The following is a 22,981-nucleotide window of genomic DNA, read 5'->3' on the forward strand; positions in this document are numbered from 1 at the left end:
CGTTATGAATTAAGGAGTCATTCATGACCAAACATTTAACATCCCGCTGGCATCGTCTTTTTTTTGCCACCATTATTATTGGGATTGTTTCTGGTTTTGGCGGAATGTTTTTAGCCATATTATTGCATTTTATTCAACATCTCGCTTATGAGCATACCGTATTTCCTATTCTTGGAAATAAGAGTTTCTTATATGTTGTAAGTGATTCAACTGCACCAAGAAGATTGGTTGCGCTGTTGCTTTGTGGATTTATTGCAGGTTTTGGCTGGTGGGTCGTGTTTCGTTATGGCAGACCCTTAGTCAGTATTGCCAGTGCAATTAAATCCCCAAGACCGTACATGCCAATAAAAACTACTCTCACACACGTACTTCTGCAAATTGTTACAGTTGCCTTGGGCTCTCCCCTGGGGCGTGAGGTTGCTCCGAGAGAATTAGCGGCCACTTTTGCTTGTTGGCTTACTAATAAGTTGAAATTACATCCTAAAGAAAGTCAGGTATTAGTGGCCAGTGCCGCAGGGGCAGGACTCGCTGCAGTTTATAATGTGCCGTTTGGTGGTGCTTTATTTACTCTCGAAGTATTACTTGGGAGTTTCCGCTGGTTTGCGGTAATACCTGCAATCACTACGGCTGCGATTGCTGTGGTCATCTCTTGGATAGGCCTTGGAAATCAATCGTTATATCATATACCGGCCTTAATATTAGATACTTCAGTTGTCGTTTGGGCGATTATCTCTGGACCTATTTTTGGTTTTGCAGCCTATTGGTTTAAAGAAATTACCAATAGAGCACAACATCGAGCGCCGCGCGACTGGAGAATTATTGTATTTTGTCTGTTCAATTTTTTCATCATCGGCTTATTATCTATTTATTTTCCTGCCATCTTGGGAAATGGTCGTTCGGCGGCACAGTTAGGATTTGATGGCAATATATTAGGCCTAAGTATCGCTGCGGTTTTATTGATCCTGAGAGTGTTAATTGTCTGTTCTAGTGTGCAAGCTGGCGCTGCGGGCGGATTACTCACTCCTTCACTTGCAAATGGAGCTTTATTGGCGGTTGTTCTCGGTACTCTTTGGAGTTATTTATTGCCGGGTATTTCTATATCAGCTTTTGCCGTTATTGGGGGAACTGCGTTTCTTGCTGCAGCACAAAAAATGCCACTTACCGCAATTGTCCTCATTATTGAATTTACGGGGATCAATTTCAGCTTTTTCATTCCTATACTTTTTGCTGTTGCGGGCGCAATTAGTATGTTTAATTATTGTGCTACCAAACGCTTGGTTGCTGTTGTAACTTGAGGCAGAGAATGCTGATAGCATTTATTCCTAATTCTAAGCGTTAATCAATGTTCTCTTAAGCGCTCCTGTTGTTATGCGTCATTTTATGATAATTTACGCCTTTTATCATTTTTAAATTAGGATATTCTAAATGCTTAAGGTAATGACTATAGTGGGCACTAGGCCTGAGTTGATAAAGATGTCGCGTGTCATTGCTGAGTTTGATAAGCATACACATCATGTTTTAGTTCATACCGGCCAGAATTTTGATTATGAACTCAATCAAATTTTTTTTGATGATTTGGAAATTCGCAAGCCTGATTATTTTCTTGAGGCAGTAGGAGATACTGCTGCGCAAGCAATTGCGCGTATTATTGAAAAAGCAGATGCAGTATTGGAAAAAGAAAAACCTGATGCGCTACTTCTTTATGGGGATACTAATTCCTGTCTGTCAGTGATTCCGGCTAAGCGTCGTAAAATTCCTGTATTTCATATGGAGGCAGGTAACCGTTGTTTTGATCAACGTGTTCCAGAAGAATTAAACCGCAAAGTGCTTGATCACTTGAGTGACATCAATCTCGTGTTGTCAGAGCATGCGCGTCGCTATTTAATTAATGAAGGCATCCCCGCAGAGAGAATCATTAAAACAGGTTCTCATATGCACGAGGTGCTCGAGCATTGCATGCCCAATATTTTATCATCAAACATCTTGGCACAACTTGACTTACAGCCGCAGCAATATTTCTTAGTCAGTAATCATCGAGAAGAAAATGTAGATATTCCTGAGAACTTGCATGATTTATTAGACACATTACAGTCTCTAGCTCAAACATATAACATGCCAGTTGTTGTTTCCACACATCCGCGCACAAGAAAAAGATTAGAAAGTCTTAATGTCACCCAATTGGATTCACGTATTCGCTTCTTAAAGCCTTTTGGCTTTCTCGATTATATTAAATTGCAAATGGAAGCATTTTGTATTTTATCAGACAGCGGCACAATTACAGAGGAAGCCTCTCTTCTTAATCTTCCGGCGGTGACCATTCGTAACACGCATGAGCGCCCAGAAGGTATGGATGAGGCGACCTTGATTATGTGTGGACTCAAATCAGCGAGTGTTCTGGATGCAGTGCGTATGGTTACCTCACAACATAATCAAAATCTGCGCACTTTTAAAGTTGTTGCCGATTATGAGGGTGGATGTGTTTCGAAAAAAATGGTCCGCATTGTGGCCAGTTATGTGGATCATATTAATCGAGAAGTGTGGTCAAAAATAGACAAATAGAGTTCAACGCCGTGCTATGCTCATGCGCAATACGCTTAGTGAGCATTAGTCAACGGCTATAACCCCTTCTTGGCTCAGTTTTTAAAGCTTTCTGTAATACAGTGGGTGTATGGTATCCATTTTTTGTGCTTAATCTGAATTTTATAAGATGAAAATACTTGTGACACAAGTTCTGTATATCCCTTTTCTGTGCGAACATTTCTACCGCGATCTTGCGTTATTAAGAATTTTGCAATAGGGTTTTGATTTTTAACAAAACAGGGGTCAAGCGTTATCAGTCTTCCTCCTGGCTTTAAGGCAGAAAAAGCTAAGTGAAGCATGTTGATTAATATATCATCATCAAGGTGATGTAAAAGCCCTATCGCTAATACAATATCGACTTTAGGTATATTCTCTAAATCAGTTAATTCAAATTCTTTACAATAGAAGTTCCCTCGATCTCCGAATATAGATTTTGCTTTTTTTATATATTCGTTAGATACATCGAACCCATAATATTCTACTTCATTCATATAATTAAGTATTTCCGCTGGTCCGCATCCTATATCTAAAATTTTCATACCAGAAAATGGTCTAATGAAATTTTTCGTAAATAGAGTTCTCGCTTTATGTGCGCCCATGAGTCCCTGAAATAAGGAGTAAACTATAGGCGAGGATAAAATTGAACGAAGGCCATTAGTTATTTGCGTCATAATTGTTTGTCCTTATTCTAATCGGGTGATTTTGCAGTCTATTGTGGGTTGCATGATAATTGGTATGAATCCAAATAAATAATGCAAGCGTAAATGGGTAATTCCTTTAATTATATGAATCATCCAGCCAGAACGGCGTTTACAAAACTCGGAATCATGGAGAATTCTTTCGAAAATTGAAACTACATAGTGTTTATTAAAAGTAAGGTCAAAATGCGATAGGCTATGAACTATTTTCTTGATTTGGTGGACATTAATCCAATTTAATGAGTTCCAAGTCCCTTCTGGATCGGGTATTTTAATTTTGTTAAATATTAATTTTTTAAAAAACTTTTCTGTTATTGATTTGGAAAAGAGAGTGGGAATATTAAAATGAGGCTCATAGGGAAATAAATAATTGGGGCATGTAAATCTGTATACTGCTTTTTCCTTCAGACTATTGCCAATTAAAGTGAGCGCAAGAGATACATCTTCGACGTGTTCCATTACATTGATTGAGAAAGCAAAGTCAAAATTATTTTGTACATCCAATTTTTCTACTGGAAGGTGCATGATTTGGGGACTGCTATTTTGATGGTTAGCCAAATCTAATATTAATGCCTGCATTTGGTTAAAATGAGAATAGCCAGAGCCCATAGGTTCTAGGGCAGTAACGTCATAACCTTCTTTGACTAACTGGCAGCTAAGTATCATACTTCCGGCACCAACCTCAAGTATCTTTGCATTTTTACCTATGTTGTTCAAATCATTATGAATCAAATTCCTTCCAAATTTTGCCTCTCCAATATAGATCTCTAGTAAAGACAATATTTCTGGTGCTTTTTCTCTCACATATAAGCGTATGTCATTAAGCCATTGTTCTATTGGCGGAATATAAAGTGTATCGCTCATTACTTGATTGTCCCTAGTTTGAATGCTTACTATTTTATAATAATTAATGTATTAAATCTGATCGTGACACAAAAACACTGACACTAATTATGATTTTTGTTCAGCTGATCATATCTCTTAAACACAGTTCGAGGAAGGACAAATCTTTTTCTTGAAACAAATGGGAGGTTCCACCTATAACGCAGATAAATTATTTTGTCTAAAAACCAATAGTTTTAATGCAAAGAAAAAGTAAATGGCGATCAAGACTATTGCTATTAATTGGACTATTTGAGGAGAGTAACCTAAATGATCAACGCCCTCTATGAGTAATGCTAAATTAATTAAATAGCCGGTAATGTATGTGGCAATGAATCGTACTATAGTCATCCGATTCAATTGTTGATTTTGTTTATTCGCAAACACCCATCGTTTGTTACTGAAAAAACTAAAAGTAAGATTGAAAAAAAATAGTATGGTGATAACAATTTTAGGATTGATACCAGTCCAAGTAAGCCCTAGAAAAATGGAGTAACCAATCATATTGGTTATTAAACCCACCGTGCCAAAGCGTATGAATTGAGTTAAGTTTCTCGAGAATTGAAACGGAATAATCGCTTTATACATATTGTACTCTACTTACTTTTTGCTTTAATTTAATAAAAACATTGATTATGGTTACGATATTACTAAGCTATATGGCTAAGTGATACATTAAATAACAATTATTTTAATTATTAAATTAAAATGTATTGTGAGGCATAGAATCTTTCCATGCTAGCCGATGGAGATTACAAAGAAGCTAAAGATTAAGGCCCATTAACTCAAGTGCTTGTGGTTCACCTGAATCATTTTTTTTCAAAAGGAGAATGTCTCTCCTCCTAAGCTGATCTTTACATTAAAGAAACGTTGCACTAAAGTATGAAGCCTTAAAGCATAAGCCTTAATCGAGAGTATTAGATAAATTTGGGGTTAATTTAGTGCAAAATCAAAGTAATTTAGTGGAAGATATAAAATCACAATCCACCAGAGTTCCTGTTTCTTTGGTAACTGTTTTCATAATTTTCTGCTTGAATTTATTGCCATTATTTTTCTTCTTGCACCGAGCCTCTGTTCTGTTAAGTGGTATTTTTATTTTATTTTTATCTTGCCTCTTATTATATCCATATAAAAAGCGTTGGTGCTCTGGATATACTCATGAATTTAAAATACTGATCCGAAATAGGATTGATGCACTTTACTTTATTGCTCCTTTTTTTATAGTGCCTGTTTTTTGGAACATTTCTCCAACCATTTTATTTCTTAAATTTGATTTCTATACAAAGGTCATTGTTTCCTGGTTTATATTCTCAGTAATTTGGCTGAATAAATATTATGCTGTAGCCAATGAAAAAACAGAGTATCGTAGTATAGCGTTTTATTTTTTTATGTTTGCTAGTTGTGCTCTATGGTTACAACTACTCTGGAAAATTGGGGCGGAATCTGTTGTTTATACCAGCGTTTCTGCCAATCGATTCAACAGATTAGCACAAGCTTTTTATTACATTTGGGAACATAAGCCATTTTCATCTCATTTTTTAATGTCATTTCAATCTGTTGAGAATTATAATCAGCAAATTGCATACGCAGGATATTCTCCCCCATTTTTGATATTAATTTATGCTTATGCAAAAATATTAGCATTTTTATTAGGAGTAACATTAGAAATAACAACGAGAGTTGTTTCAATTTTTTATTCCATTATTTTTGCTGCCGTGTATGTATTTACACTTATCAATAATCCAAATAAATCGGCATTAAATAAAACCTTAGTCCAATTTTCAATTTTCTGTGTATTCGGAATAATGCTATCCATACCGAGTTTTTGGATTCAACTCACTCAAGATAGTGGAACGGATAACGTTTTCCCATTAATAATGTATTGTACGCTTTTTCTATTCGTTTACGTTAGTCGACAAGATTTCACCTCTGCATGGTTCAAGTTTGGCTTATTGGGGTTATGCCTCCTTGTGCCAATATATGGAATATTGATGATTATTACATTAATGTTTTATGCTTTTCGTGAGGAGTATAAAAGAGAGCATTATTCCACGGTAATTTCTGTATTATTGTTTGCATGTGTTGTTGTCATGGTGTCTTATTTATACCCAATTATTATGGTAAAGCTTTTGCATTATAAAAGCGATTCGAGTTCGTTTCTTTTTCGTTCAGGCTTAGATGGTGATGTAAGATATTACAAAAACATGCTCCAAGCTTTAGTTCGTCCTGTGTGCGTATCATTTACTCGTGAGTGGAGCAGTCTGATTCCTGAACTAATATTCTTATTTATTGCTTTTTTAATTGGCGGTAAAATTTTGTTGAAGGATAAAGTCGAGCTTTATGCTGTTTATCTGTTTCTTTTTTTCCCCTATTTGTTAACTCTTGTACTTTGGCCGCAAGCGGTTTCAATACATCCCTATTTGTATGATTATATGTTGGAATTACCTCTCTTTTTTGTTGCGGCTTCATTAGTTATCAGCCCCCCAGTCCAACAGCGTCTTCGAGGGCCTTTTGCATTATTATTTATTCTGGGACTGATTAGCTTGCTCCTGTATAATTTTACGATGATCGCCCAGGCAACAAAGGCTTTTAGCCCGTAGTTATTTTAAAAAATTTATTATTGAAATTATATTACCTGCGGACTAAAATGTGCCGCGAGCTTTATTTTAATCAGATGAGTCGGAAGCGAATTAATACAGCGATTATTGATGAGACTCTCAGTTCAAAAGTAAAATGACCTGTGAAGCAACTAAGAGTAAATGTTCATGAAAAAAATCGCTATCCTTCAATCTAATTATATTCCATGGAAAGGTTATTTTGACATGATTGCATCAGTCGATGAATTTATCTTATATGATGATATGCAATTTACTAAAAATGATTGGCGAAATCGCAATAAAATTAAAACAACTAATGGTGTTGATTGGATTAGTGTACCTGTTGGCCAAAATATAAATAGACGTATTCGTGATGTTGAATTGCGAGAAGATGGGTGGCAGAAAAAACATTGGAAGACTTTAGAATACAACTACCGTCGCGCGCCAAAATACCAAGAAATATCATCTTTCCTCGAGCCGTTTTATCAAAAGCATTATACTCACCTCTCTGTTTTAAATCGGCAGTTGATTGAAGCGATATGTGATTACCTTGGGATTACAACAAAAATAACTAACTCATGGGATTACACTTTAATTGATGGTAAAACAGAGCGCTTAGTTGATCTTTGTCTACAAGCTGGCGCTAATGAATATCTTTCCGGACCTGCCGCTTTTGATTATATCAACGCGCAATTATTTGCTGATCAGGGTATTAAATTGAGCTGGTTCGATTATAAAGGCTACCCGGAATATCCCCAGCTGTGGGGTGAATTTACCCATGAAGTTTCTATTTTAGACCTCTTATTTAACTGTGGCAAAGATTCTGTGAATTACTTGAGGTATGTGAAAAAATGAAATTATCTATTGTCACTACTTTATATAAATCGGAACAACATATTAAAGAATTTTGTGAGCGCGCTGCCTTGGCTGCTGAGCAGCTCGTTGGTGATGATTATGAAATGGTCTTGGTAAATGACGGTTCTCCTGATAATAGCTTTAACGTAGCCCTAGAATTAGCAAAAGTAAATCCGCATATCCTTCTTATTGATCTGTCTCGTAATTTTGGACATCACAAAGCCATGATGACCGGACTCGCACATGCAAATGGAGAGCTTGTTTTTTTGATTGACAGCGATCTTGAGGAAGATCCTGAGCTCCTCAATCTGTTCTCTAAAAAAATGGAATTGGATCTTTGCGATGTCGTTTATGGTATTCAAGAAAAACGCAAGGGTGGCTTTTTTGAGCGAATATCCGGACAGTTATTTTATAGAGTATTTCGCGCACTCACCGGCATAAAAATCCCATCAAATATTGTTGTTGCGCGTTTAATGACTCGACGTTATGTTAATGCACTGTTACTTCATCAAGAACGTGAAATATTCATGGCTGGTCTATGGTCTATTACGGGTTTCAACCAGCAACCACAAATTATAAATAAAAAAAGCACAAGTCAAACTACCTACACACTACGCCGTAAAATATCCATGTTTGTAAATGCGATCACTGCGTTTAGTAATACACCATTAATTAGTATTTTTTATGTTGGTATTTTGATTTTATTATTTTCATCTGCTTATGCGGTGTTCCTCATTGTCAATCGGTTTGTTTTTCACACCATACTCAGCGGTTGGACCTCTATAATGGCATCAGTTTGGCTGTTAGGAGGCCTAATTATTTCGTTCATTGGTATTATTGGCATTTATCTTTCGAAAATTTTCTCTGAAATTAAACAACGCCCATATACTATTGTTCGGCAAATATATCAAAAAAACCTTATCGAGCCGCGTAACAAAGAATTGGTAGTCAGGTCAGCTAAGCCAACAATTGATGAATAATTTAATTGATGTGCCTGGTTTTGAAACATGAATAATGATAGAACATCTTGAAGATCACGTATTCTGAATTAAAGCGAATGCGTTGTATTCAGAATAACTTATTAAGGGACCTTATGAAAAAACTAATTATTTTTGGAACTACTGATGCTGCTGAACTCGCACATTATTACTTTTCTCGAGATTCCGACTATAAAATTGAAGCATTTTCAGTCGATCGCGAATATTTACGATCAGACACATTCTGTGGTTTACCGGTTATTCCTTTTGATGAAATTGCCCAAAAATATCCACCAACAAGCCATGAGTTTTTCGTTGCGCTAGGATATTCAAATCTCAATGAGACGAGGAAAAAAAAGTATTTTGAGGTAAAGGCAATGGGTTACCAACTTGCCACCTACATTAGTCCTCATGCAACAATACTGAACCAGCACCAAATAGGGGAGAATTGTTTTATTCTCGAAGATAATACCGTTCAGCCATTTGTAACCATTGGTAACAATGTCACCCTTTGGAGTGGCAACCATATTGGTCATCATTCTGTAATATCTGACCATTGTTTTTTAGCTTCCCATATTGTTGTTTCTGGGCGTGTAGAAATCGGTGAGTCTTGCTTTATTGGGGTTAATGCAACATTCAGAGATAATATAACTATAGGGGAAAAATCAATCATCGGTGCAGGAGCACTAATTCTTGCCTCTACAGAACCTCTAGGTCTCTATGTTGGTAATGCAACGGAACGTGCACGTGTTCCAAGTAACCGAATAAAAAAAATTTGAGTCTAGGAAATAAAAAATGAAATGGGAAAAACTAGGTCACATATTTTGCGCAGATAACCATAGCGATTGGATGTACTCACACGCGATGATCCCTATTGCCGAACAAATTGATAATGAATTATATCGAATCTATTTTTCCTGTAGAGATAAATATAATCGTGGGCATGGGGCTTACGTTGAAATTGATATGCGTAATCCGACGAAAATCCTTCGAGTTCATGATAAACCGGTCCTTGAGCCTGGAGAATTAGGTTGTTTTGATGACAGTGGCGCTCTTCCAAATTCGATTGTAATGCATGAAGGAAAGAAGCTGCTTTATTATACAGGGATCAACTTAGGTGTAACGGTTAAAATTCGCAACTCAATTGGTCTTGCGGAGTGGAATGATTCGACGGAGCGCTTTGAGCGACGCTTTTTTGGCCCAGTTATTGATAGAACTCGCGATTTCCCTCATTTTGTAGCAACTCCTGAAGTAACTTATGAGAATGGTTTGTTTCGGGCATGGTTCACATCGTGCATTGGCTGGAAACAAACATCCGAAGGCCCAAAGCATTTCTATCGCCTTGAATATGCAGAATCTAAAGATGGTATTTGTTGGGAACGAGACGGAACAATAGCCATCGATTTTAAAGATGAGCATGAGTACGCTCTTGGCGTGCCAAGAGTGTTACGTGATCCACTCGGTTATAAAATGTGGTTTTGTGCAAGAGCAACAAAAAATTGCGACACTTATCGAATTAATTACGCAACGTCAGAAGATGGGCGAAATTGGCAACGACAAGATACAGTTGAACTTGATGTTTCTGCATCTGGTTGGGACTCTAAGATGACATGCTACCCATTTGTATTTGATTATAATCATGAACGATATATGTTGTATAATGGCAATGATTACGGAAAAACAGGATTTGGAATCGCGGTGTTGATTAATGACTAACTTGGGTAGCTGGCTTTATTCCCTGTGAGTATCGATTTTCTCTGACACCCATAGCAGGACTTTAGTGCTGTTAGAAATTTTGCTAATCAATTAAGCGACTCATATGAGCGTACAAATGGTAAGTCATTATGGTATCGTGGAAGTTATAGGAATAATGTCGAAATGATGAATACAGAAAAAATTCCCTTCAATAAGCCATATGTTACAGGCAAGGAATCAGATTACATCAACCAAGCTCAGCTCAATAAACAATTATCAGGTGATGGCATATATACCAAACGTTGCCATACTTGGTTAGAAGAGCAAATTGCTGGTACCAAAGCTCTTCTTACTCATTCCTGTACAGCAGCATTAGAAATGGCTGCACTTTTGTCGAATATACAGCCAGGCGATGAGATAATCATGCCATCCTATACCTTTGTATCGACAGCAAATGCTTTTGTTCTTCGGGGTGGTATACCTGTATTTGTCGATATTCGAGAAGACACGCTTAATATTAATGAACATCTTATAGCCGCGGCGATAACGCCTAAAACTAAGGCAATAGTACCTGTACATTATGCTGGTGTAGCTTGTGAAATGGATGCAATCATGGATATTGCAGCACATCATGATTTAAAAGTAATTGAAGATGCAGCACAGGGCGTGATGTCTTATTATAAAGGGCGTGCTTTAGGTGGTATTGGTGATCTTGGGGCTTACAGTTTCCATGAGACTAAAAATATTATATCAGGTGAAGGTGGTGCGTTATTAATTAACAATCCTGAATTTGCTTTACGAGCTGAGATAATTCGTGAAAAAGGTACCAATCGGAGCCAATTTTTTCGCGGAGAGGTAGATAAATATACTTGGAATGATGTTGGTTCCTCTTATCTGCCTAGTGAACTAATTGCAGCTTTTCTTTGGGCTCAACTTGAAGAGGCTGAAAAAATAACGCAACAGCGCCTAGTCATTTGGAATTATTATCATGAGCAACTTAAATCGCTAGAGGATGCTGGTTTTCTTCGCCGTCCGATTGTACCTAGTTCCTGCCAACACAATGCGCATATGTACTATGTCATTTTATCACCTGAAATTAATCGGCAATCAATTTTAGACGCGCTCAACTACAATCATGTAAAAGCAGTATTTCACTATGTGCCTCTGCATTCCTCTCCTGCAGGTATGCGCCATGGCAGAACTCATGGCGATTTATCCTTAACGGATTCTCTTTCAGAGCGAATAATCCGCTTACCTCTTTGGGTTGGTCTGTCTAATAAGCAGCAGGACATCGTTATTGAGCAACTTTTTAATGTATTAAGCATGGGTATTTAATTTTGAAAATTCTAATTACCGGCGGGGCAGGATTTATTGGTTCAGCATTAATTCGCTACCTGATTAAACACACATCGGATTTTGTAATTAATGTAGATAAGTTAACTTATGCTGGGAATTTAGAGTCTCTTTCTCAAATCAGCCATAGTAATCGCTATGTTTTTCAGCAAATAGATATTTGCTCTTCAGAGCTAATCAATCATGTTTTTTCTAGTCTCCAACCTGATGCCGTTATGCATTTGGCAGCAGAAACGCATGTGGATCGCTCTATTGGCGGACCGGCTGCCTTTATCAAAACTAATATTGTAGGGACGTACAACGTACTTGAGGCGGCACGTACCTATTGGCAGTCTTTGCCTGAAACACGTCGCCAATCATTTCGATTTCACCATATCTCTACTGATGAAGTTTTTGGTGATCTTGAAAATTCCAATGAGTTTTTTACTGAAACTACACCCTATGCCCCTAGTTCACCTTATTCGGCAAGCAAAGCAAGCTCCGATCATCTTGTAAGAGCATGGCATCGAACGTATGGGTTACCAATCCTAATAACAAATTGTTCGAATAATTATGGTCCCTATCAGTATCCAGAAAAATTAATTCCATTAACCATTTTAAATGCACTTTCGGGTAAGCCATTGTGCATATATGGAACTGGGACACAGGTGCGTGACTGGTTATATGTCAACGATCATGTCCGAGCTTTATACCAAGTTCTAAACTATGGACAAGTCGGAGCTACCTATAACATTGGTGGCCATAACGAAATGCAAAACATTGATGTTGTTCGAACCATTTGTGCACTATTAGAAGAGTTGAGCTTTACCAAGCCACAGGGCATTACTCATTATGAGGATTTAATTACCCACGTTACCGATAGACCTGGCCATGATCTTCGTTATGCTATTGATGCAAAAAAAATTCAATCTGAACTTGGGTGGCGACCTGTAGAAAGTTTCGAAACAGGGATGAGAAAAACAGTAGCATGGTATATTGAAAATCAAAGCTGGTGCAAAGCTATTTTAAATAAAACTCAGCAAGCCACCAACAGTTTTAAGCTGACTGATAAGGAATTGGTCGTATGAAAGGAATTATTCTAGCTGGTGGTTCGGGCACTCGGCTCCATCCCATTACAAAAGGGATCTCAAAACACTTATTACCTATTTATGATAAGCCGATGATTTATTATCCCTTGTCCGTGCTGATGCTAGCAGGTATTCGTGAGATTCTTATCATTACAACTCTTGAAGATCATCCAGCTTATCTAAGACTCCTTGGTTGGGGGGAACGGTTTGGTATCACCATAGATTATGCGATACAGCCAAGCCCAGATGGTCTCGCACAAGCATTTATTATCGGCGAAGAATTTATTGGACGTGACCGAGTTTGCTTAGTCTTAGGTGATAATATATTTTATGGTCAAGGTTTTACCCCAAAACTACGTGAAGTTGCTGCTTGTGAAATAGGGGCTACTGTTTTTGCCTATCCAGTAAAAGATCCTGAGCGTTTTGGTATCATTACATTTGATGACAAAATGAAAGCGGTTTCAATTGAAGAAAAACCGACTAAGCCAAAATCAAATTATGCCGTAACTGGGCTTTATTTTTACGATAATCAAGTCGTTGACTTTGCGAAGCAAGTCAGGCCATCCCACCGAGGTGAATTAGAGATCACTTGTATCAATCAAAGCTATTTGGAATGTGGTAATCTTCATGTTGAGCTACTTGGTCGCGGGTTTGCATGGCTGGATACAGGAACTTATGAAAGTCTTTTAGAAGCGAGTATGTTCGTGCAAACGATCGAACATCGCCAAGGACTAAAGATTGCGTGCCTAGAGGAAATTGCTTACAACAACGGCTGGATGAGCAGAGACATGATTGAGCAAATAGGACGTGAGTTAATTAAAAGCAGTTATGGTAATTACTTGTTAGGACTTTTGAATCAGGAGCTTTAAAGTATTCCTCATTTTCTATATGAAGTGATGTGTGAAGAGTACCCAGCCTTGAGCTGCAAATCCCGAGATATCCTCCGCTTTTTCATATATAAAGGTTTTTTATAAGAATACTAATTTTGCTCTAAATCCCTGTCATTCCCGCCTGCGCGGGAATGACACCATTTTACGCCCCTGTTTTTTTAGGGCGCCAAAAAGAATTGCCCTCATTGACACAAGAAATCTCACGTGGTTTGGGTGGATTTATGGCCTCAAGATGAAAAATGGGCATACTCGTATCGGTATATTCTTTTGTTATCTTCAACCATTTTGGTGCTTGGGTTGGATCAAGCTTTTCTAAGTGGGCTCCATGAGTTGCCTTTTGCACTGCCAGATGCATAAATCCTCTTTGGTATAAGGTTTCCCAGAGTTTTGCGCTCGGCATATCTTGAATATTTAATTCACTCATTTGGTTAATACATTGTATCAGATCATCCCGTAGCCAATAGGTATAATATCCCATGACATAGACCCGCTCTCCTTTGGCAACGTTGGGGTTTAAAGAGTTATAAACATAACAATAACCTGATGTTTCAATATTACATGTTGTGCTATGACCTTCTGGATGCTGTATATCCTTAATCGCTAATCTTGTCATGAGACCTGTATCTGTAATGGGTATAAATGGTGCAATACAAAGTGCGATACCCGCAAGCAGCGCATAACAGATTGAGATTAAACGTGGTCGAATTTCAGTTTGCCACATGTACTCTACTGCTATGGCGGGGAAAGGAATGAGCATAATTAAGGTGGCTAAAAAATATCGCGGTACAAAAACGGACGCTTTTGTAACTACCCAACACAATAAACCCAAGCAACCGCAGAGCATTATTTGTGTGGCCGGTTGTTGCAGTGAACGTTTTGCTTTAGGTAAAAATAAAAGGAATATAAATGAGGCAATCCAGAGCACGGACATCGTACCGCCCATTAAAGGATAAAGCCCAAAAACCAGAGCGAATGGATACGTTGAGGCAATCCAAATGGTATCTTTCACAGCATACCAGTGGGATTGATCTGCCCAATTTTTCATACCAAAAAAAGGAGCCAATGGGTTGCCAAACAGGATTTCATTTTTTAATAGATGCGGGAAAAGTGCGATTAAAACGCCTATCCCAAACAAAACTAAAGCGAACATGCTTTGCCGGATGGGGTTTGTTACTTTTAAGTCTCGATTCTGGACAATTTCCTGCCAAAAGAGTAGAGAAACTATGGCTGGAAATAATGCAATGATAAAAGAAAATTTTGCACTGATTGCAAAACCCGTCAGTATTCCTGTAATAATGCTTAATGACTTTGGAAATTGTCTTTCTCTGATGAGGACAATACACAATACGGCGGTAATTCCCAGGAGTGTTGTAAATAAGTCCGTTTTCCCATCGGATAAAAAATTATAATAGGTGCTGGAGGTAAGTAGGATGCTGACTGCAGTGGTCTGAGCAATGAGTCCACCACCTAAATAACGCGTTAAACTTCTTAAAACAAATAGAACACTGATACCAACAATCCAGGCAAATAATTTAGCAATAACAGGATTAGCCAATTTCATGAGCACGGCATAGTGTAATTCACCACTGATACCAATTGAGGAAAAGTCGTGAAATAAACCCGGCATAGCCGTCAATTTATCTCTAAGGGAAATAATTTTGGGATATGCCATGTAAAATGCGGCCGCATCTCCTGCGGGTGCGCGCATATACGTTAAAATCCCAAGCCAGATTACAACAGCAATTACCAGCAGTATAAGTAAAAAGTAGAGCGGACTTTTAACTACTTCTTTGAATGAAACTCTAAGAGATGAAGCAGATATTTGAATTTGGTTATAGAGATAGGGTATTGATAACAAAGCCATAATGAGTACGATCGAACCAATGAACTCTTTATGTAAAAAACCGGCCAGACCAATAAAAATCCATATTGTTGATAAAAATGCGGTGCCTAGAGAAAACATGACACAAGGTGGGAGATATTTTCCTAATCGTCTGGAGAAAATACTCAATAATGCATAGCTACAACCAATATTGGCGAGTGTATATATGATCAGAATTAAAAATGGGGTCATATGCGAACCTTATGCACGCAAATTGCGATAAAATAGAGGTTTAAATGTGTTATGTATATTTTGGATGGCTTCTGATTTCGAGCTAAATAGGTATTGCAACGTTTGATGATTTGCAACGACCATAAAAAAGAACAAACAAAAGCCAAACCAGAGAAGGGCAACGAATTTTTGCAAAATAAAATTTTTAATCATTGCTCATCCCTTTATTTTATTGTTGATTGATTTTTGCTTCTGCGCGTTCCAGACGCTCTTTCGTTAAAGCAAGTTCTTGGTTAATTTGTTTTAATTTTACCGTTAATGATGAAACACGAGTAAGACTTTCAAGCATCAAAAACAACACCCAAACAGCACCTAATAAAAACAAGCTGTATGGCGCGTTTTGTTCTCCAAGAAAAGCGCGGATTGATGAGCGAAGATACTCTGAACTCATAATGATTAAGAACGCTAACTCAGCAATGATCCAACTTATTGCCATATGGGCGCTCAATTTTTCTGCACGAACGAGATGGATGGTGTACAACAGTACCAGAACTATGACCCCAATTCCCAAAAAACCAGGTTGTATGATATATCCCATTTCTTATATATCCTTTCTTTTTAATAACAAGCCAGTAAAGCCAATAATAACGCGAAGAGGATATAAACTGGCCTTAGCAAAATTAAATAAAGACTGGCCATGCACACGTCCACGCATTTTTACGGGTATTTCCAGTAAGCGAAAACCTTTTTGATGCAGCATAAGTAATGCTTCTGCTTCGGGATGATCCACTGGATAAGATTTAGAAAAATATTCAAATGCTTTTCGATCGAGTGCTCGCAAACCCGAGGTAGTGTCGGTGATGTGAATACCAGTTGCAAGATAGAGCATACTTGTTGAAAAATACATACCAATGCGACGTGCAAGCGGTGTTTTATAATCTTTATCAGGATTTTCAGACAAATAGCGCGAACCAATAACACAATTTGCTTCTCCGCGAATAATCGGAGCAACTAATGCTTCGATCCAAGAAGGATTATGCTGACCATCCCCATCTACTTGCACTACGATGTCATATCCATGGGTCACTGCATATTTAAACCCAGTCTGAACTCCACCGCCAATACCAAGATTTGCCGCAAGAGACAGGACAGGTACGCCTGCATTTTTAGCAACCATAGATGTATTATCTTTCGATGAATCATCAATGACTACTATATCATAGCCCAATTGTTGTATTTCCTTTAACAATGCTGGAAGGCTCGCTTCTTCATTGTAGGCTGGAACAATGACTAAAATCTTATTTTTTGACATTATTTAAAGGTCCTTATGTCGCAACATGATTATTTTTTTTATTTTTCAATTCACGCACATCACCAATGATGCGTGCAGGATTTCCTCCGACAATAGCATATGCAGGCACATCCTTAGTCACTACGGCACCAGCACCTACAATGGAACAACGCCCTATACGAACTGAGGGAAGAATTATCGCATTAACGCCAATATAGGCTCCATACTCAATAACCACATCTTCTACGGTGAACTCCATACCTGTTTCATGCTGGGTTGCCGGTGTAAATGAAGTGTGGGAGATGATTTTTGCGCCACGTGTGATGTATACATTGTCTTCAATATGTACATTTTGTGGGAATGTCGTATCGATTAGGACATTGGGCGCAATATAAACTGTGCGAAACTTATCTATTTTTACCCCTCTGATTTTATGCAGCCAGGCAGGTAACCATACGGGAAAAACAGCAATATAAGCCAGATAGCCTAAAGCCCCTTTCCATAAAAATGAAAAGCTTTTGAAATATTTATCTACTCGTTGTGGTTGTATATCTTCCATTATCCGTTCCTTTTCTCTGCGCGCTCTTATTGAAAAGAGAAACACAGCATCTCATCTGTACGAGAAATATAATTAAATCCTACTCTCGTGAATAATTTTCTACTTGCTTGATTACCTTCTTTTATTTCAGCAATTATTTCGCCATTATTAAATTTAGAACGAAAATAACTGATGGCCTGCTCCAATAATTCTTTGCTCAATCCACGATTGCGAAATTCAGGAGCTAAGGTAATACTAATTTCCCATTGTGAACTATTCTCTAGGCGATCAAAACGCACCATGCCCAGGGATTGATTCACTAACTCACCAATTAATAGCATTCGATTAGGGTTACTTAGCAAACGAGTATACCACTGCGAATGCTCATCAACCGCAACAACCTGTTGGTTTCGCGACATCAAGCGAGTATGAGTATCATTGCGCCAACGCAAAATATCTAAAGAATCTTTAAGCTCAGCAGGGCGTATATTCATTTACCAAGTAGTTCCTTTTAATCACTTACTATAGGCTTTGATTACTTTACGTACAGCCTCAATTGTATCATTGATGTCTTGATTACTCATTGCTGGAAACATTGGTAAGGAAATCATGCGTTCATACTCTGCCTCAGCCACAGGCCAATTTCCTTTGCGATAGCCCAGTTGAGCATAATAACTCATCCAGGGAATTGGTATGTAGTGAACATTGACGCCAATATTTTCTGCACGCAGCGCAGCAAATAGTTCTTCACGACCTACTTGTAACTTGTCTAAACATAATCTGATAACGAAAAGATGCCATGCGGAGTTGCATTCTTTGCGTTCTGTAGGAAGTTCGATTTCGCCGAGATCGGCTAAACCTTCATTGTAACACGCAGCGATAAATCTTCTTCTTTCTAACCATCCATCCAGTTTTCCAAGTTGGCTTAGGCCTAAAGCACAATTAATATCTGGAATTCGGTAATTATAACCTAGCGTAATGATATCGTAACGCCATGATTGTGTTTCAGCGCGTTGATGAAAATCTAAGTCGATTCCATGATGGCGAAATGAGCGCATACGTTTGGCTAATCCTGCATCATTGGTGAGAACCATGCCTCCTTCGCCGGTAGTGACATGCTTTACCGGATGGAAGCTGAGAATGGTCATGTCCTGTAAGGTACCGACTTTGCGTTCTTTATAGGTTGCGCCTAGTGAGTGTGCGGCATCTTCTATGACAATAAGATTATGTTTTTTTGCTATTTCTCGAATCGCATCGTGATCACAAGGATGACCCGCAAAGTCTACGGCAATGATGGCTTTAGTTTTAGAGGTAATTTTTCTCTCAATATCAGCAGGGTCGATATTTAAAGTATCGGGCGTTAGATCCGCAAAAACAGGTTTGCCTCCCATGTATAAAACACAGTTGGCACTTGCAACAAAAGAAATTGCCGGGACTATTACTTCATCTCCGGGGCTAATGTTTGCTGCCCATGTGGCCGCATGCAAAGCAGCTGTACCTGTATTCACTGCTATTGCTTCACCAGCACCGGCATAGGCACTCATCGCATCTTCAAATTGTTTTACCATGGGGCCAGTAGTTAGCCAGTTTCCATTTAAAACAGCCTCCACTGCACTGCGGTCCGCATCATCTATACTTTGGCGTGCATACGGTAGGGGTGTCGAGCGAACTGGAGTTCCTCCATAAAGAGCCAATTTCTCACGCATTTTATTCCTCTCCCCTTGAGTTAATTAAGTTTCATCTGCTAATTGCATGTATTTTTTTGGGCGTCTAAGCTTTGTTTGTATCCCCACGCTTACAAATAATACAAAAGTAATTGTTTGAAATATAGTTCCATATGCTACTGCTTCTGATTCACTAATCCCAAAACCTCTCAGTGCGAATATTGAAGCGATTTGATATACGCCAATATATCCTGGTGTAGAAGGAAGAGAAAAAGCCGCTGCTAAATAGGCAAGCATAATAATTGCAGGAAGCAAAGACAACTCTTTCCATCCGAAAGCATAAAATAGAAACCAACATGCTAAGATATCAAATAGGGTAATTAAGATTTGAATTGTAAGACAGGAGCATAATAATTTAGGCGATTTTAATAAATGCACCGCGGTTAAAGATTGTTGATAAATTTGGTTCAACCGTGTTCCTACTTTTGATTGAGTCGCAAGAGATGTGAAGAAGCGTTCTAAACGATGCCCACTTACAGAATACAATGCAATGACAAACAGCCCTAATATAAAACAAGCGGCGATAATCCATACGACAAAATTAAGATTGAGTTGTTTTCCCCAGGCAATCACTAAAATTGCCAGTATTCCACAAAGAGCTAAGCCATCAAATAGTCTATCAATTAAAGTGCTCATTAAAGCTTCAGTATTACTGATGCCAGTGAGCTGCTGTAGTCGTATGCTTTTTAAAATGTCACCTGCCTTAGCAGGATAAATAGCGGTACCGAGATAACCTATCGCTGTGGCCTCCCAGACCTTACTCATGTTTATCCATGGAAGTCCGGTAATGATGTGCCAACGGACACTGCGAAGAAACATAGACAATAAAAAAGAAGCAGCCATAATTGCGATCCAGGGTGTTGCCACATTTTTTATTGAGGAAATAAAATCAGACCATTGTACTTGCGAAAAAGAGTATGCGAAAAAAAAAATACCCAGTATATATCCCGAAAATTTAAGTATTTTTTTCATAGTAATTGGAATAAAAAGTGATTCATTTTATTATGAGAAGTCCCGAATGCTAAGTACTTCGATAAACGGAGTTTTATATAGGTTCGAAACGTCAGTACATAAGACTGGATGAGGTAGGGCCACAATGTAGGTGAACGTTTTTTTGTATCAGCCTCTGCCATTACTCCTAAACAGAATTTTTGTTTAGACATCTTTTCCCTAAAATTGTTCATTCTCACACTGAGAGCGGAGTATAATTAAAACGCACCATTATTTCAATAATTAACCATTTAGGTTTGTCAAAAGGGTAGTACTTGATTTTTAAGGAAATTTCTAAAAACACAGTATGCAACACCTGACATAGATGCTGATTTCAATAGAGTAGATAGTTCTCTTGGTTTATGATTTATCTTAGTAAGTGGTTAGCTTGTTTTGCTGGCTATCATCTATATTTATGAGTTGGTTAACGGTATAATTGTTCTTTTGCATAAATTCTGACAAGACTAAAAATAGCTCAAAAGAAATAATGCTGAGTATTTTTTGCCGCAAATTTCTCTGAGTGTAGCACTAGTATTTTCTTGTTGGGTGAATTTTGTTGAGTAGTCGAAGTATGTTCAGTAAGGGGGAAAAAGGAGTGCATACAGAAAAGCTTATTGGAAATCACAGCGAAATAACGATGAATCAATTGCTGTGTGAATTTTATCAGCATAAAAAAACCATTTTATTGGTCACCTTACTGAGCATTGCACTTGGAATTATTTATATTTTAGTTAGCGCCCCTGTTTATCAGGCATCCGCGCATATTTCAGCGCCTATGCAAGGGGATATCGTTGCTTTTAATAAAGGAAATTTATGGGGCGATAATAAAACAATTAAGCCTATGAGTGTAGATTCAGTGTATGCTGTTTTCAGTAAAGAATTGCTTTCAGCATCCAATAAGAAATATTTTTTTCAAGAATATTATCTGCCTCTTTTAAAACAGAAACCCCAAAATAATGCGTCCTTAAAAAAACTTTATGATGCGTTTTCCAAGAAATTTTCAATAAAAATAGATAACAAACTTTCACCCGGACAAAAAGCTACGGGGGTACAATATGATGTGATGATGAAGTCCACAAACCCGGAACAAGCAGCAGCTTGGGTTAAGCAATTTATTGATTTGGCAAAAGAACGCACGATCAGCTCCCTTATAGGTGATATAGAGAAGCAACGAGCGGTTGTTATTTATCAATTAACACATAAAATAGATATTATCAGTAGGGTCGCTAAAGAAAATCGAACCGACCAAATAGCTAAATTGCATGAGGCGCTAAAAATTGCGCAATCTGCAAAAATGAATTCCGCATTGATGCAATATACTTTGGCAAGTGAATCGAATATGGCATACATGTTGGGTGCCAATGTACTGCAAGCGCAAATAAAAAATTTGTCTGAGAGACAATCTGATAATGAGTTTATTCCTGATCTACGTACGTTGCAGAGTAAGCTTGATTTTTACTCTTCATTTGTTATAAACCCGAAAGATGTTGCAGTTTTTTCTTCTGATGGCACCGTTGAGATTTCAGGGACACCTATTTCGCCCAAAAAAGAAGTGGTGATCGCTACGTCCATCTTGTTGGGCTTAATCATTGGCATGTTGGGTGTCATGCTATGTTTTGTTATAAGAGTGAATAAGGCTGTTTAATATTATCTAGATTTTCAGGTTAACCTCAGGAATGAGTTGAGAAGGGGTAAGTTTTTGATGAAAGTTTTAGTAACAGGAGCAGCCGGATTTATTGGTTCGCATGTGGCACAAAGATTGTGTGAGCGTGGCGATGAGGTTATTGGTATTGATAACCTGAATAACTATTACGATGTAAATTTAAAAAAAGCGCGCTTACAAAAATTAGCTGATTTTACCCAGTTTAAATTCATTCGCCTTGACCTTGCTGATCGAGAGAATATCGCGCAATTATTCGCAACCCATCATTTTCAACGGGTGATTCATCTTGGTGCGCAAGCCGGAGTACGCTACTCACTTGAAAATCCACATGCTTATGTTGATAGTAATTTAGTCGGTTTTGTTAATATTCTTGAGGGTTGTCGACATCATGGTATAGAGCATTTGACCTATGCCTCATCGAGCTCAGTTTATGGTGCAAATGAAACCTTACCTTTCTCTGTGCACGATAACGTCGATCATCCTTTGAGTTTGTATGCCGCAACTAAAAAGGCCAATGAATTAATGGCACACAGTTACAGTAATTTGTATCAATTGCCTACCACTGGGTTGCGCTTTTTTACTGTGTACGGGCCTTGGGGGCGTCCAGATATGGCGCTGTTTACTTTTACGAAAAAAATTCTTAATGACGAACCTATCGATGTGTTTAATTTTGGAAACCATCGCCGAGATTTCACATATATCGATGACATCGTAGAAGGAATTATGCGCGTCCATGATCATGTGGCAACAGCAAATACGTTATGGTCAGGCGCAACTCCTGATTCTGGAACAAGCGCGGCACCATGGCGGATTTATAACATTGGTAATAGTAGTCCTGTTGTTTTATCTCGCTATATCGATGTGTTAGAACAATGCCTTGGAAAAAAAGCGAAAAAGAATTTATTGCCGTTGCAACCTGGGGATGTACCTGATACTTATGCAGATGTTGAAGACCTTAAGAACGACGTTGGGTATTGCCCGAGTACTACGGTTGAAGTCGGGGTAAAGCGTTTTGTTGACTGGTATCTTGATTATTATGCGGTAAAAAGACACCAGGATGTAAGCCAATATGTAAGCTCTTAATTATGAGCTTCATCTGGAAAATTAACTAATAAAAAATATGGATGA

22 protein-coding genes are annotated in these 22,981 nt (G+C 38.1%); 12 read left to right on the plus strand and 10 right to left on the minus strand.

Annotation, left to right across the window (positions count from 1 at the left end; genetic code table 11):
* The first annotated feature begins 23 nt into the window (after positions 1-23).
* On the plus strand, positions 24-1,295 hold the full coding sequence (locus tag Lste_RS14125; protein WP_058511556.1) for a chloride channel protein: 1,272 nt from the start codon (positions 24-26) through the stop codon (positions 1,293-1,295).
* A gap of 130 nt (positions 1,296-1,425) precedes the next feature.
* Positions 1,426-2,559, plus strand: a complete 1,134-nt coding sequence (gene wecB / locus Lste_RS14130; protein ID WP_058511557.1) for a non-hydrolyzing UDP-N-acetylglucosamine 2-epimerase — start codon at positions 1,426-1,428, stop codon at positions 2,557-2,559.
* A gap of 74 nt (positions 2,560-2,633) precedes the next feature.
* Here wecB and Lste_RS14135 read toward each other — a convergent pair whose 3' ends face one another.
* The 3 genes from Lste_RS14135 to Lste_RS14145 all read right to left on the minus strand — a co-directional run bounded on the left by Lste_RS14135 (position 2,634) and on the right by Lste_RS14145 (position 4,748).
* Positions 2,634-3,251 (minus strand): class I SAM-dependent methyltransferase, encoded by a 618-nt coding sequence (locus Lste_RS14135; RefSeq protein WP_058511558.1) that lies wholly within the window; start codon positions 3,249-3,251, stop codon positions 2,634-2,636.
* A 12-nt stretch (positions 3,252-3,263) separates the two neighbouring features.
* Entirely contained in the window at positions 3,264-4,142 is an 879-nt protein-coding gene (locus Lste_RS14140; protein ID WP_058511559.1) for a class I SAM-dependent methyltransferase, read from the minus strand.
* Between the two features lie 174 nt (positions 4,143-4,316).
* On the minus strand, positions 4,317-4,748 hold the full coding sequence (locus Lste_RS14145) for a GtrA family protein (RefSeq protein ID WP_058511560.1): 432 nt from the start codon (positions 4,746-4,748) through the stop codon (positions 4,317-4,319).
* Positions 4,749-5,101: 353 nt separating this feature from the next.
* Here Lste_RS14145 and Lste_RS14150 point away from each other — a divergent pair, with 353 nt between their 5' ends.
* From Lste_RS14150 to rfbA, 8 genes are all read left to right on the plus strand, one after another.
* Complete coding sequence (locus Lste_RS14150) at positions 5,102-6,760, plus strand: hypothetical protein (protein WP_058511561.1); 1,659 nt, start codon at positions 5,102-5,104, stop codon at positions 6,758-6,760.
* Positions 6,761-6,925: 165 nt separating this feature from the next.
* Complete coding sequence (locus Lste_RS14155) at positions 6,926-7,612, plus strand: WbqC family protein (protein WP_058511562.1); 687 nt, start codon at positions 6,926-6,928, stop codon at positions 7,610-7,612.
* Entirely contained in the window at positions 7,609-8,592 is a 984-nt protein-coding gene (locus Lste_RS14160; RefSeq protein WP_068310947.1) for a glycosyltransferase family 2 protein, read from the plus strand. The genes Lste_RS14155 and Lste_RS14160 overlap by 4 nt, the downstream gene beginning before the upstream one ends.
* Before the next feature lie 113 nt (positions 8,593-8,705).
* Complete coding sequence (locus Lste_RS14165; protein WP_083503971.1) at positions 8,706-9,368, plus strand: acetyltransferase; 663 nt, start codon at positions 8,706-8,708, stop codon at positions 9,366-9,368.
* A 16-nt stretch (positions 9,369-9,384) separates the two neighbouring features.
* Complete coding sequence (locus tag Lste_RS14170) at positions 9,385-10,305, plus strand: glycoside hydrolase family protein (RefSeq protein ID WP_058511564.1); 921 nt, start codon at positions 9,385-9,387, stop codon at positions 10,303-10,305.
* A 162-nt stretch (positions 10,306-10,467) separates the two neighbouring features.
* Complete coding sequence (gene rffA / locus Lste_RS14175) at positions 10,468-11,619, plus strand: dTDP-4-amino-4,6-dideoxygalactose transaminase (RefSeq protein ID WP_237760489.1); 1,152 nt, start codon at positions 10,468-10,470, stop codon at positions 11,617-11,619.
* Positions 11,620-11,621: 2 nt separating this feature from the next.
* A complete protein-coding gene (rfbB, locus tag Lste_RS14180) occupies positions 11,622-12,704 on the plus strand; it encodes a dTDP-glucose 4,6-dehydratase (RefSeq protein ID WP_058511565.1) in 1,083 nt (360 codons plus the stop codon).
* Complete coding sequence (gene rfbA, locus Lste_RS14185; protein WP_058511566.1) at positions 12,701-13,573, plus strand: glucose-1-phosphate thymidylyltransferase RfbA; 873 nt, start codon at positions 12,701-12,703, stop codon at positions 13,571-13,573. The genes rfbB and rfbA overlap by 4 nt, the downstream gene beginning before the upstream one ends.
* Positions 13,574-13,736: 163 nt before the next feature.
* Here the strand turns inward: rfbA and Lste_RS14190 are convergent, their stop codons facing one another.
* The 7 genes from Lste_RS14190 to Lste_RS14225 form a co-directional block, all read right to left on the minus strand.
* The gene (locus Lste_RS14190; protein ID WP_058511567.1) at positions 13,737-15,668 is read right to left on the minus strand and encodes a hypothetical protein; all 1,932 of its coding nucleotides are present in this window, start codon (positions 15,666-15,668) and stop codon (positions 13,737-13,739) included.
* Positions 15,669-15,876: 208 nt separating this feature from the next.
* Positions 15,877-16,245: a DUF2304 domain-containing protein gene (locus tag Lste_RS14200; protein ID WP_058511569.1), complete on the minus strand. Its 369-nt coding sequence runs from the start codon at positions 16,243-16,245 to the stop codon at positions 15,877-15,879.
* A 3-nt stretch (positions 16,246-16,248) separates the two neighbouring features.
* The gene (locus Lste_RS14205) at positions 16,249-16,959 is read right to left on the minus strand and encodes a glycosyltransferase family 2 protein (protein WP_058511570.1); all 711 of its coding nucleotides are present in this window, start codon (positions 16,957-16,959) and stop codon (positions 16,249-16,251) included.
* A gap of 13 nt (positions 16,960-16,972) precedes the next feature.
* Positions 16,973-17,497 carry an acyltransferase gene (locus tag Lste_RS19730; RefSeq protein WP_058511571.1) on the minus strand — a complete coding sequence of 175 codons (525 nt, stop codon included), beginning with the start codon at positions 17,495-17,497 and terminating at the stop codon, positions 16,973-16,975.
* Between the two features lie 26 nt (positions 17,498-17,523).
* Positions 17,524-17,970, minus strand: coding sequence for a GNAT family N-acetyltransferase (locus Lste_RS14215; protein WP_058511572.1), 447 nt, complete (start codon positions 17,968-17,970; stop codon positions 17,524-17,526).
* Between the two features lie 21 nt (positions 17,971-17,991).
* Complete coding sequence (pseC, locus tag Lste_RS14220; RefSeq protein WP_058511573.1) at positions 17,992-19,182, minus strand: UDP-4-amino-4,6-dideoxy-N-acetyl-beta-L-altrosamine transaminase; 1,191 nt, start codon at positions 19,180-19,182, stop codon at positions 17,992-17,994.
* A 24-nt stretch (positions 19,183-19,206) separates the two neighbouring features.
* Positions 19,207-20,172 (minus strand): lysylphosphatidylglycerol synthase transmembrane domain-containing protein, encoded by a 966-nt coding sequence (locus tag Lste_RS14225; protein WP_083503972.1) that lies wholly within the window; start codon positions 20,170-20,172, stop codon positions 19,207-19,209.
* Positions 20,173-20,785: 613 nt separating this feature from the next.
* On the opposite strand from Lste_RS14225, the gene Lste_RS14235 reads away from it, so the two are divergent.
* Positions 20,786-21,835: a Wzz/FepE/Etk N-terminal domain-containing protein gene (locus tag Lste_RS14235; RefSeq protein WP_162264148.1), complete on the plus strand. Its 1,050-nt coding sequence runs from the start codon at positions 20,786-20,788 to the stop codon at positions 21,833-21,835.
* A gap of 57 nt (positions 21,836-21,892) precedes the next feature.
* A complete protein-coding gene (locus Lste_RS14240) occupies positions 21,893-22,936 on the plus strand; it encodes an NAD-dependent epimerase (protein WP_058511577.1) in 1,044 nt (347 codons plus the stop codon).
* The last annotated feature ends 45 nt before the right edge of the window (positions 22,937-22,981 follow it).

Origin of the sequence: Legionella steelei (genome assembly GCF_001468005.1) — a bacterium.
In the GTDB taxonomy this organism is placed as follows: domain Bacteria; phylum Pseudomonadota; class Gammaproteobacteria; order Legionellales; family Legionellaceae; genus Legionella; species Legionella steelei.

Bases quoted from the DNA above. Each gene is read 5' to 3' on its own strand.
- Lste_RS14125 (WP_058511556.1), top strand. From the start codon at position 24: ATGACCAAACATTTAACATCCCGCTGGCATCGTCTTTTTTTTGCCACC.
- wecB (WP_058511557.1), top strand. From the start codon at position 1,426: ATGCTTAAGGTAATGACTATAGTGGGCACTAGGCCTGAGTTGATAAAG.
- Lste_RS14135 (WP_058511558.1), bottom strand. From the start codon at position 3,251: ATGACGCAAATAACTAATGGCCTTCGTTCAATTTTATCCTCGCCTATA.
- Lste_RS14140 (WP_058511559.1), bottom strand. From the start codon at position 4,142: ATGAGCGATACACTTTATATTCCGCCAATAGAACAATGGCTTAATGAC.
- Lste_RS14145 (WP_058511560.1), bottom strand. From the start codon at position 4,748: ATGTATAAAGCGATTATTCCGTTTCAATTCTCGAGAAACTTAACTCAA.
- Lste_RS14155 (WP_058511562.1), top strand. From the start codon at position 6,926: ATGAAAAAAATCGCTATCCTTCAATCTAATTATATTCCATGGAAAGGT.
- Lste_RS14160 (WP_068310947.1), top strand. From the start codon at position 7,609: ATGAAATTATCTATTGTCACTACTTTATATAAATCGGAACAACATATT.
- Lste_RS14165 (WP_083503971.1), top strand. From the start codon at position 8,706: ATGAAAAAACTAATTATTTTTGGAACTACTGATGCTGCTGAACTCGCA.
- Lste_RS14170 (WP_058511564.1), top strand. From the start codon at position 9,385: ATGAAATGGGAAAAACTAGGTCACATATTTTGCGCAGATAACCATAGC.
- rffA (WP_237760489.1), top strand. From the start codon at position 10,468: ATGATGAATACAGAAAAAATTCCCTTCAATAAGCCATATGTTACAGGC.
- rfbA (WP_058511566.1), top strand. From the start codon at position 12,701: ATGAAAGGAATTATTCTAGCTGGTGGTTCGGGCACTCGGCTCCATCCC.
- Lste_RS14190 (WP_058511567.1), bottom strand. From the start codon at position 15,668: ATGACCCCATTTTTAATTCTGATCATATATACACTCGCCAATATTGGT.
- Lste_RS14200 (WP_058511569.1), bottom strand. From the start codon at position 16,245: ATGGGATATATCATACAACCTGGTTTTTTGGGAATTGGGGTCATAGTT.
- Lste_RS14205 (WP_058511570.1), bottom strand. From the start codon at position 16,959: ATGTCAAAAAATAAGATTTTAGTCATTGTTCCAGCCTACAATGAAGAA.
- Lste_RS19730 (WP_058511571.1), bottom strand. From the start codon at position 17,497: ATGGAAGATATACAACCACAACGAGTAGATAAATATTTCAAAAGCTTT.
- Lste_RS14215 (WP_058511572.1), bottom strand. From the start codon at position 17,970: ATGAATATACGCCCTGCTGAGCTTAAAGATTCTTTAGATATTTTGCGT.
- pseC (WP_058511573.1), bottom strand. From the start codon at position 19,182: ATGCGTGAGAAATTGGCTCTTTATGGAGGAACTCCAGTTCGCTCGACA.
- Lste_RS14225 (WP_083503972.1), bottom strand. From the start codon at position 20,172: ATGAAAAAAATACTTAAATTTTCGGGATATATACTGGGTATTTTTTTT.
- Lste_RS14240 (WP_058511577.1), top strand. From the start codon at position 21,893: ATGAAAGTTTTAGTAACAGGAGCAGCCGGATTTATTGGTTCGCATGTG.